At 63.7% G+C, this 9,934-nt stretch carries 8 protein-coding genes and 1 pseudogene; 5 read left to right on the forward strand and 4 right to left on the reverse strand.

The genetic code is table 11. The features are described from left to right. Positions 1-190: 190 nt before the first annotated feature. Complete coding sequence (locus AB4Y81_RS21365; protein ID WP_055975539.1) at positions 191-1,627, reverse strand: amino acid permease; 1,437 nt, start codon at positions 1,625-1,627, stop codon at positions 191-193. 261 nt (positions 1,628-1,888) lie between these two features. On the opposite strand from AB4Y81_RS21365, the gene AB4Y81_RS21370 reads away from it, so the two are divergent. Beyond that, the gene (locus AB4Y81_RS21370; RefSeq protein WP_189076927.1) at positions 1,889-3,937 is read left to right on the forward strand and encodes an ALF repeat-containing protein; all 2,049 of its coding nucleotides are present in this window, start codon (positions 1,889-1,891) and stop codon (positions 3,935-3,937) included. A 167-nt stretch (positions 3,938-4,104) separates the two neighbouring features. Further along, positions 4,105-4,914 (forward strand): IclR family transcriptional regulator, encoded by an 810-nt coding sequence (locus AB4Y81_RS21375; RefSeq protein WP_018780287.1) that lies wholly within the window; start codon positions 4,105-4,107, stop codon positions 4,912-4,914. Positions 4,915-4,937: 23 nt separating this feature from the next. Here the strand turns inward: AB4Y81_RS21375 and AB4Y81_RS21380 are convergent, their stop codons facing one another. Continuing rightward, positions 4,938-5,381, reverse strand: a complete 444-nt coding sequence (locus AB4Y81_RS21380; protein WP_189076926.1) for an SRPBCC family protein — start codon at positions 5,379-5,381, stop codon at positions 4,938-4,940. Positions 5,382-5,543: 162 nt separating this feature from the next. Here AB4Y81_RS21380 and AB4Y81_RS21385 point away from each other — a divergent pair, with 162 nt between their 5' ends. The 3 genes from AB4Y81_RS21385 to AB4Y81_RS21395 all read left to right on the forward strand — a co-directional run bounded on the left by AB4Y81_RS21385 (position 5,544) and on the right by AB4Y81_RS21395 (position 9,319). Further along, a complete protein-coding gene (locus tag AB4Y81_RS21385; protein WP_441996924.1) occupies positions 5,544-7,271 on the forward strand; it encodes a urocanate hydratase in 1,728 nt (575 codons plus the stop codon). 9 nt (positions 7,272-7,280) lie between these two features. Then, positions 7,281-8,873, forward strand: coding sequence for a histidine ammonia-lyase (gene hutH / locus AB4Y81_RS21390; protein ID WP_018780284.1), 1,593 nt, complete (start codon positions 7,281-7,283; stop codon positions 8,871-8,873). Positions 8,874-9,070: 197 nt separating this feature from the next. Then, positions 9,071-9,319: a hypothetical protein gene (locus AB4Y81_RS21395; RefSeq protein WP_018780283.1), complete on the forward strand. Its 249-nt coding sequence runs from the start codon at positions 9,071-9,073 to the stop codon at positions 9,317-9,319. 105 nt (positions 9,320-9,424) lie between these two features. On the opposite strand, the gene AB4Y81_RS21400 is transcribed toward AB4Y81_RS21395, so the two are convergent. Both AB4Y81_RS21400 and AB4Y81_RS21405 read right to left on the reverse strand, forming a co-directional pair. Next, complete coding sequence (locus AB4Y81_RS21400; protein ID WP_281445644.1) at positions 9,425-9,646, reverse strand: hypothetical protein; 222 nt, start codon at positions 9,644-9,646, stop codon at positions 9,425-9,427. 150 nt (positions 9,647-9,796) lie between these two features. Further along, positions 9,797-9,934 (reverse strand): annotated as a pseudogene (locus AB4Y81_RS21405) (IS30 family transposase); the annotation flags it as partial.

The raw sequence follows: 9,934 nt of genomic DNA on the forward strand, positions 1-9,934 counted from the left end.
GGTGCACCGCCCCGACACGCTGGGCAGCAGTACGAACAGGCATCCCCGCACACACCAAATCAAGAAACTCAGTACGCGCAGCCTTGGGGAACAACTTGACCATAAAACGCTCCATCAATCAGAGCGTTGCAACGACCCTATGACTTTGCCGCGCGAACATTGGCATTAACTGTCATACGGGCGTGGAAAATCAGGCGGTTTCGTCTACCAATTCGGCCCGGCGCAGGCCACCACCGCGGACCCACAGTTTGTAGGCCACGAACAGGAGTACCAGCCAGGTTCCGCCAACATACAGCGCAACCCGGGTGTCCTCGAAGACTCCGAGGATCACGATGACCATCGCCATGAACGCCATGGTCAGGATGGACGCAGCAGGCCAGAGCGGCGAGCCGAATTCCGACGCCGGCAGGCCCTTGCGCTTGATCTCCCGCTTCATCGCGACGTGCGAAACCAGGATCATCACCCAGACCCACACGGTGGCGAAGGTGGCGATCGAGGCAATGAGCACGAACACGTCTTCGGGGATGACGGCGTTCAAAACGACGCCCACCAGCAGGATGCAACCCATCATCACCACGGTCATCCACGGAACGCCGTGGCGGGAAATCTTGCTGAAGCTCTTGGGTGCGTGGCCCTGCTGTGCCAGACCAAACAGGATGCGCCCGGCCCCGAAAATGTCGCTGTTGATCGCCGAGAGCGCGGCGGTGATGACCACGGCGTTGAGGATGTGCGGAGCGGCCGGGATGCCCAGTCCGTCGAAGATCTGCACGAACGGGCTGCCGCTGCTGCCGATCTCGTTCCACGGGAAGATGCTCATCAGCACGCCCAAAGTCAGCACGTAGAACAGGAGCACCCGCACGGGCACGGTGTTGACGGCCTGCGGGATGACCTTTTTGGGGTCGGCGGCTTCGCCCGCGGTAATGCCAATCGTTTCGATCCCGCCAAAGGCAAACATCACGACGGCGAACGCTGCCAGGAGCCCTTCGAATCCGTTGGGGAACAAACCGCCGTGGTTCACGAGGTTCCCCAGCCCCGGTGCCACGCCACCGCCGTCGCCCGTTTGGAAACCGAACACGATGATCGCCGCACCGCCCACGATCATGGCGATAATCGCCACCACCTTGATCAGCGAGAACCAGAACTCAAGCTCACCAAACACCTTCACGCTGAGCAGGTTCATGGCGCCCAGGAACAGGATGATCGCCAGCACCCAGATCCATCTGTCCACCTGTGGGAACCAGAAGCCCATGTAGATACTGAAGGCCGTGACGTCGGCGATTGCCACGATCGCCATTTCGAACACGTAGGTCCACCCGGTTACGAAACCGGCGAAAGGCCCCAGGTAGCGGCTCGCGTATTGGCCGAACGAGCCGGACACGGGGTGTCGGACGGCCATTTCGCCGAGGGCGCGCATCACCATGAACACGGCCGCGCCGCCGATGATGTAGGCAAGCAGGACGGCCGGCCCGGCCTTTTGGATGGCCGACGCCGAGCCGTAGAACAGGCCGGTGCCGATCGCGGATCCGAGTGCCATGAAGCGGATGTGACGGACGTTGAGGCCTCGGCTGAGCGCCGTACCTGCGGCCTGGAGGACAGAGCTCTCCACAGCCAGCTTGGTTTGTTGCATAGTAAAACCTTCTCGTCTTTGGGAGGGGATCGCTATCCAGCAGATCACTTTTGACGGCCTTGTGATCGGACTCACGGGTGATTGGTGTCTTTGATCGCAGACACCATGCTGTGGGTCTCATCAGAGGGTGGTAAAAGTCATAGTTCCCGGTCGGATATGATGACCGCGGACAGCTCTTCAACACGGTCAGGCATCCCTCGCATTTCGCGTCGCCCCCTTTGAACTCTGTGCTGACTCTTGCATCTGTTACTTGGGGGACTCATGATTTCCGTAATCCGCGCTACCCGACGCCGTTGGGCAGCTGCCGTTGTTGCCGTAGTGGCCGGGGCATCCTTGCTCTTTGCCGCACCCGCGCAGGCCTATGACGTGCCGAATTTTGAGGTTCCGAACGCCTCGCAAGCTCCCGTGCCTTTCGTGGAACGGGTGAGTGACGCCGCTGGCGTGGTTGAGCTCTGGAAGACCGGCGGTCCCGCAATCCGCACCGCCGCCGCTGCCGCCTTGGTGGGTGGGCCGGACGCGGTCCAGGCATTCCTCGACGGCGGCCAGGACGTCGCGCTGGCAGCTGACCGGAAGCAGTTGGTCACCGAGCTGACGACACGGGGGAGCGAACATGTCAGGGAGAGCGCGGTCAGGATACTGGCCACTAACGACCCCAGCGTGATCACGAGCTTCCTGTCAAAGGGCTGGGCCGGCGCCTGGGATCTCGACCTGCGGATAACGGCCACTCGGTTCCTCAACTACTCGGGTCCCATCCGGATGGCTGCTTCCAAGAGCCTGGACAACGGCAGTGAGGCTGTCGAGAAGTTCGTTCTCGAAGGCTGGCAAAAGACCGCTCAGGGCCAGGACCGTGAGGCGGTAGCCTACCTGACCAATTCGCCCATTGCCGCCGTCACTCGCGGAGCGCAGGCTGCTCTGGACACCTACGACCCTGAAGTCCTTGCTACATACCTGCGCTACGGTCAGTTCGTTGCCGCAGCGCAGGACCAAAAATTGACTACGGTCACCAAATCACTCGACGCTGTGAGGGCAGATATCGCAGCCAACCCTGCTGGCTCGGCAGCCGTGGCGGATCGCGCGAAGACTGCTCTGGAGAACGCGCGACACGCCGTTGATGGCCCCAAGAAGACCGACCTGAGGCGCTTGCTGGAAGAGCGGGACTATCGCTTCTCGCAGGCTTGGCCCAAGCAGGCCATAGACAAAGCCCGGCTCGCATCCCAAGAGCCCGCCAAGGCTGCATTCAAAAAGGCCGCCGCCGAGCTTCCGGCTTTGCTGTCGACGCTAACGGCCCCTGGTGCTGATCTTGATCCTCTGATCATGGAAGCCCGCCAGGCCACACTGGACCTCGCATTGGTGGGTACGCCTGAAGTGCGGAAGGCAGCTGAGGCTGCTCTGCTGGGTGGGGACTCTGCCGTCAAGGACTTCATTGCCGATGGTCACGGTCTCGCGAGCGAACAGGACAGTGCAGCCTTTGTTAACGACAGGCAGCGTGCTTTCCAGCACATGGCCGCGGGCGGCGTGCACGTGGTCCAGGCTGCTAAGGACGCTGTTAAGTCCGTCAACCATGCAGATGTCCGGTACTTCCTCGAGTACGGACACTCCGACGCGCAGTACTTGGATAACTCGGAATTGGCCGACGGTCTCATAAGGCTCGATTCTCCGGAGCTCCAGACTGCTGCTGGCGTAGCGATGGCGGGCGGGCGAGCGGAACTTCAGGCATTTGCATCAAGCGAACAGTTCACTGCTGCCGAAAAGGACGCGGCGAATGCCCGGCATACCGCCGCCGTAAACACCGCTCTCGCAGAGCTGTCGCGGCTCACTGACCAGGCAATCCTCGACGCCGGTAGGGCGGCTGACGCTGCGAAGGCCGCTGAAGCCGCACGCCAAGCCGAGGCCGCGCGCCAGGCCGAGGCCGCGCGCCAGGCCGAAGCCGCTGGTGGGCAGCTTGCGGCCGGCAGCGTTGATGCATCGCAGCAATCGGGAACAGGAGCAGCCCCGATCGTCATTCCGTGGCCGCGCGAGTACGCTCCCGCCGTCGGACTGGCTGAGACCGGAGCTGTCACGGAGTCCGTAGAAAAGCCCGCAGCAACGCCTTCGGCCGCACCGAGCATTTCCGTGCCGCCGACGACCTCGGCAGCAAAGGGCTCCACTTCGGTGGATTCCCAGTCACAGGAGGCGGCTGCTCCGATGGCTGCTTCTTCTGCGGGCATGAGTGGCTGGACCATCGGCCTCATCGTGGCACTGGTCCTGGCAGCAGCTGGAGCCATCACGTTCCTGTTGCGCCGCAAGGGTCCCTCCCCAGCCGAGGGATAGCCGGCTACGCCTCCGGGCAGTCGGAAAACGTCGTCGGAGTGTCCGGTATACCGGACACTCCCGGCGGCCCGGTGCTGGTCAATGCCTTGTGAAAGGTGCACGCTTGAGTACGGGATACCGGACAGTATGCTCCGGCGCCCCTCAAGATCCCCCAGCAGCGAGGAACCATGACCACCACGCCCACCGCGCCCGGCAAGGCCACGTCCAAAGTCCCGGCTGCCGAAAACACCTTGCGCATCCTGAAACTGTTGGCTTCGCGGCGAGGGCCGATGGCGGCGTCGAATATCGCCACGGCACTGGGCCTGCCGCGGTCCAGTGTCTACCACCTTCTGGGCGTTATGGAGGCGAACGGCTTCGTCCTCCATCTGCATGAGGAGCAGCGCTACGGGCTCGGCATCAGTGCCTTCGAACTCAGCTCCGCCTATTCGCGGCAGGAGCCGTTGTCACGGCTGGGTCGCCCCATGCTGGCGTCGCTGGTCGACGTGATCGGCGAGAGCGCACACCTGGCTGTGCTCCATGGCCGCGATGTCCTTTACATCGTGGAAGAACGTGCCAAGAACCGCCCAAGCCTGGTGACCGACGTCGGGGTTCGGCTTCCCAGCCACCTCACCGCGTCCGGTCGGGCAATCCTCGCCGCCTTGCCCAAGTCGCAGGTCCGCGCCCTCTACCCGAACGCTGCGGCCTTCACGTCCCGGCACGATGTCGAGTTTCCCATCATGAAGTACTCCGCCTTGTCGTCCCATTTGGACCAGGTGCGCCAGCGTGGCTACGCCACGGAAAACGGCGAAATCACTCCCGGGTTCGGCTCCATCGCCGTCGCCGTGACTGACCACGTTGGATGGCCGACGGCGGCAGTCGCCGTCACGTTCCTGGAGGACAAAGTGCCGGCTGAGCAATGGCCCGTACTGGCCGCGCGGATCAGGAAAGCCGCCGACGAACTGTCGGTCCGGATCCATGGTCGCCCGACGGCGGGCTGACGCTTAGTAAGCGCCGATGCACCCTAGCGGCTGCCCGGCCCGGGGGAGTCGCGTTCAACCATGGCGCGGAAAGCTTCCAGCTCGCCCCGGAAACTGCCCCGGTAGGATCCCGTGGCGAAGAGTCGTCCCACCACCGTGGACACCAGTCCGCGTGTTTCGAACAGCTGCTGGATGCGCGTGCCACCACTTTCCGGGGTGAACGTGACATCCGATTCCCCTTTGAGGATCGCGTTGCCGAAGCGGGTGCGGATGTGCCGCGGCCGTTCCGCAGCGATGACTTCCGTGGGACTCGCCATCCGGCCGAACCACACCGTATAGCTGCTGCCGGCCTGGTCGGTGGAGCCAACGAGATCGGTCACGCGTGTGACGCCGCCGATCCACTCAGTAAACCTGTCAGGATCCGTCCAGGTGTCGAAAACCCGCTCCGGCGGCGCGGCGACCAAGGTGGACACTCGATACGTTGCCATGGGTCCAGCATGCGCGCATCCGGGCGCGAAAGCGAGAGCATCCGCATGTCTGTAATCCCGGACAGCACCGTCCGAAAAGCCGTTCCGGCCGCTTGGTAAAGGGGCTTTAGTAGAAGCAGAAGATCTTTCCACCACACACTTCCCACAGACGAAGGAGTCACCATGGCACCCGCCGATTTCACTACTGGTGCCCGTCCGGTCAAGGCCGCGCGGGGTACTGAGCTTACTGCCAAGTCGTGGCAGACCGAGGCGCCGTTGCGCATGCTGATGAATAACCTGGACCCCGAGGTCGCCGAGCGTCCGGATGATCTGGTGGTCTACGGGGGTACCGGACGCGCAGCGCGTTCCTGGGCTGCGTTCGATGCGATCACCCGGACCCTGGAAACCATGGAGAAGGACGAGACCCTGCTGGTGCAGTCGGGTAAGCCGGTAGGTGTCTTCCGCACGAATGAGTGGGCGCCCCGTGTTCTCCTCGCCAACTCCAACCTCGTCGGTGATTGGGCGACGTGGCCTGAGTTCCGCCGGCTCGAGGCTGAGGGCCTGATGATGTACGGGCAGATGACGGCCGGGTCCTGGATCTACATCGGCACCCAGGGCATCCTGCAGGGCACCTACGAAACCTTTGCCGCCGTCGGAAATAAGCTCGCTGCGGAGGGCCGCCACCCCGCGCCTGCCGCTGAAGGTTCCACGGAAGGGCCGCTCGCCGGTACCTTGACCCTGACCGGTGGCTGCGGTGGCATGGGCGGTGCCCAGCCGCTGGCCGTGACGTTGAATGATGGCGCGTGCCTGATTGTTGATGTGGACGAGTCCCGCCTGCGTCGGCGTGTGGGTAAGCGGTACCTGGACGAGGTCGAAACCGATCTGGACACCGCGATCGCCAAAGTTCAGGCCGCAAAGGACGAGCGTCGTGGCTGGTCCGTCGGTTACGTGGGCAACGCCGCTGAAGTCTTCCCCGAGCTGCTGCGCCGCCACAAGGCCGGGGAAGTCACTTTTGACGTGGTCACGGACCAGACCAGTGCGCATGACCCGTTGTCCTACCTGCCGGAGGGCATCACCGTGRCTGAGTGGCATACCGAGGCTGAGGCGGATCCGGAAGGGTTCACCAAGAAGGCCCAGGCTTCCATGGCCCGGCATGTGCAGGCGATGGTGGAGTTCCAGGACGCCGGAGCTGAGGTGTTCGATTACGGAAACTCGATTCGTGACGAGGCCCGTAAGGGCGGGTACGACCGCGCGTTCGAATTCCCTGGCTTCGTTCCGGCGTACATTCGTCCCTTGTTCTGCGAGGGCTTGGGCCCGTTCCGCTGGGTCGCGCTCTCGGGCGATCCGGAAGACATCCGCGTCACCGATGAAGCCATCAAGGAGTTGTTCCCGGAGAACAAGCACCTCCACAAGTGGATCGACGCCGCGGCGGAGCGGGTGCAGTTCGAGGGCCTGCCGGCACGTATTTGCTGGCTCGGGTACGGCGAACGCGCCAAGGCCGGGTTGTTGTTCAACCAGCTCGTCGCCGAGGGCAAGGTCAAGGCCCCGATCGTGATCGGCCGTGACCACCTGGATTCAGGGTCCGTGGCGTCCCCGTACCGTGAGACCGAGTCGATGAAGGATGGCTCGGACGCGGTCGCTGACTGGCCGCTGCTGAACGCACTGACTGCTGCATCCTCGGGCGCTACCTGGGTGTCCATCCACCACGGTGGTGGTGTCGGTATTGGCCGGTCCATCCACACTGGCCAGGTTTCCGTCGCTGACGGCACGGAACTGGCAGCCCAGAAACTGGAACGGCTCCTGACCAACGACCCCGGCATGGGCGTCATCCGCCACGTCGACGCCGGCTACGACCGCGCCGTCGAGGTCGCCAACGAACGCGGCGTCCGCATCCCCATGAACGAGAAGTAGGCAACAAAAGTGACTATTACTACCCACGAACCCCTGACCGTCACCCTCGGCTCCAGCGGCGTGACCCCGGAAGACGTGGTCGCCGTCGCGCGCCATGACGCCAAGGTGACCATCTCCCAGGAAGCCTTGGACAACGTCGCCAAGGTCCGCGCCCACATTGATGACCTCGCTACCAGCGATGTCCCCGCCTACGGCATTTCCACGGGCTTCGGCGCCCTGGCCAACCGCCACATCCCCAACGACCTCCGCACGCAGCTGCAGAAGTCGCTGATCCGTAGCCACGCCGCCGGCATGGGCCCGGCCGTGGAACGCGAAGTGGTCCGCGGCATCATGTTCCTCCGCGCCAAGACCCTGGCATCCGGCCGCACCGGCGTCCGTCCGGTGGTCCTGCAGACCATGGTGGACGTCCTCAATGCAGGCATCACCCCGCTGGTCCGCGAGTTCGGTTCGCTCGGTTGCTCCGGCGACCTCGCACCGCTGTCCCACTGCGCGCTGGTCCTCATGGGTGAAGGTGAAGCAACGGGCCCCGACGGCGAGCTCTACGGCGTTGCCGGAAAGGCGCCCGTTGCTGAGCTGCTCGCCCAGCACGGCATCGAGCCCGTCACGCTGGCTGAGAAGGAGGGCCTGGCCCTCGTCAACGGCACCGAAGGCATGCTTGGCATGCTGCTGATGGCCATCGCCGACATCCGCCTGTTGCTCGCGACGGCGGACGTCACCGCAGCGCTCAGCGTCGAGGCACTGCTGGGCACCGATCAGGTGTTCCTGCCGGAACTCCACGCAGCACTGCGTCCGCACCCCGGCCAGGCCGCCAGCGCCGACAACATGCTCCGTGTGCTGTCCAACTCGCCGATCGTTGCCTCCCACAGGATCAACGACACCAAGGTGCAGGACGCCTACTCGCTTCGTTGTGCCCCACAGGTTGCCGGCGCCGTCCGCGACACCGTGGACCACGCCGCGCTGGTGGCGTCCCGCGAACTTGCTGCCGCCATCGACAACCCCGTGGTCCTGCCCGACGGCCGCGTCACCTCCAACGGCAACTTCCACGGCGCCCCCGTGGCGTACGTCCTGGACTTCCTGGCCATCGCCGTCGCGGACCTCAGCTCCATCGCCGAGCGCCGCACGGACCGCATGCTGGACCCGGCCCGCTCGCACGGACTCCCGGCCTTCCTCGCCGGAGACCCCGGAGTGGACTCCGGCCTGATGATCGCCCAGTACACGCAGGCAGGCCTGGTCTCGGACAACAAGCGCCTGGCCGTTCCGGCATCGGTGGACTCCATCCCGAGCTCCGCCATGCAGGAAGACCACGTGTCCATGGGCTGGCACGCAGCCCGGAAGCTTCGCAAGGCCGTGGAGAACCTTCGCCGCGTGCTCGCCGTCGAACTCGTCACCAGCGCACGCGCCATTGATATGCGTACGCAGATGTCCGACGGCGAACTCACCCCGGGTCCTGCCGGCACGGCAGTACTTGAGGTGCTTCGCGAAGTGGTCCAGGGACCGGGAACCGACCGGTTCCTGTCGCCCGAACTCGAAGCGGCTGACCGTTTGGTTGGCTCCGGCGCGGTCCGTGCGGCCGCCGAATCCGCCGTCGGGATTTTGGCCTGACGTCGAATAAAATGCTCATTTCATGGGCAGATTTGTCACGCCCCGGTCTTTGTTCGCAACGCAGGCACCGGGGCGTGGCAAATGTAGTAGAACTTATGGTGTACGTCACGTCCACGCCGAAGATGTCGTGGGCTTGACGGTCAACCGTTCACAACTCAATACACAACAGAGAACATCCACAAAGGGGTAGAAGTTCAATGAAGGCACGCGGAGCAGTCCTGTCCAGGCGAAACGCTCACTCGGCTACGGTTTCCGATTGGAAGACGCTGAAGGCCGGCGACACGGTGGAAGTGGTCAAGTACGCCCACGTCATCGCAGCCGGTCGGGTTGAGGAGGTTTCCAGCAGCGGAAACGTTGTGTGGCTTGAGCACTCAGGGCCCGGCGTCACCGAAGAGGGCAAGGAATTGTTCATGAAGTCCGACGGCGTCACTCTCCGCCGGGCGTAGCTTAAACAGAAACCGGGGCTCGTCCCCTTCCGCGGGTAGTAGATGCGGAAGGGGACGGGCCCCGGTTTTTGGCGTCGCTGCCAGTGGTGCCGTCAGGGGTGGCAATCAGGCAGCGAGTACTTCGTGGGTCTGACCGAAGGGAACGGATTCGTCCAGCGCCACGGTGTAGGTGCCGGGCTCGTGCCTGGTCACCAGAATGCCGCAGTTGGCGTCTGCCGCTGCGTTCGTGATCAATGCATCCACGGCCTGCTCGAGTCCGTCGTGGATTTCGTCCGCCCTGGAAAAGGACAGGCGGATTTCGCGTTCTGCAGTCATTGCAGGGGTCATTTGGGGGCCTCCTATTACTTGCCGCATGCGAGGGCGACCCATCAATCATAGTCGGAGCTTGCCGATTATTTGTAAGATGACTGGCAACGGAGTGACCCGGGTCTCAGGCGTGTCGAGGTGGCACTTAATGACAATGCCGGGCAGGCGGTTTCAGCTTGCTAGTGCAACACCATCGATTAGTTTGGTCAGTCTTTCAGTTGGGGTGTCCCATTGGAGTGTTTGACGCGGTCGGATGTTGAGCAGGTGCTGGGTGTGGGCGAGTTCTTCGTCGCTGACCTGGTTGAAGTT

The organism is Paenarthrobacter sp. TAF1, from assembly GCF_052113825.1.
Lineage (GTDB): Bacteria > Actinomycetota > Actinomycetes > Actinomycetales > Micrococcaceae > Arthrobacter > Arthrobacter nicotinovorans.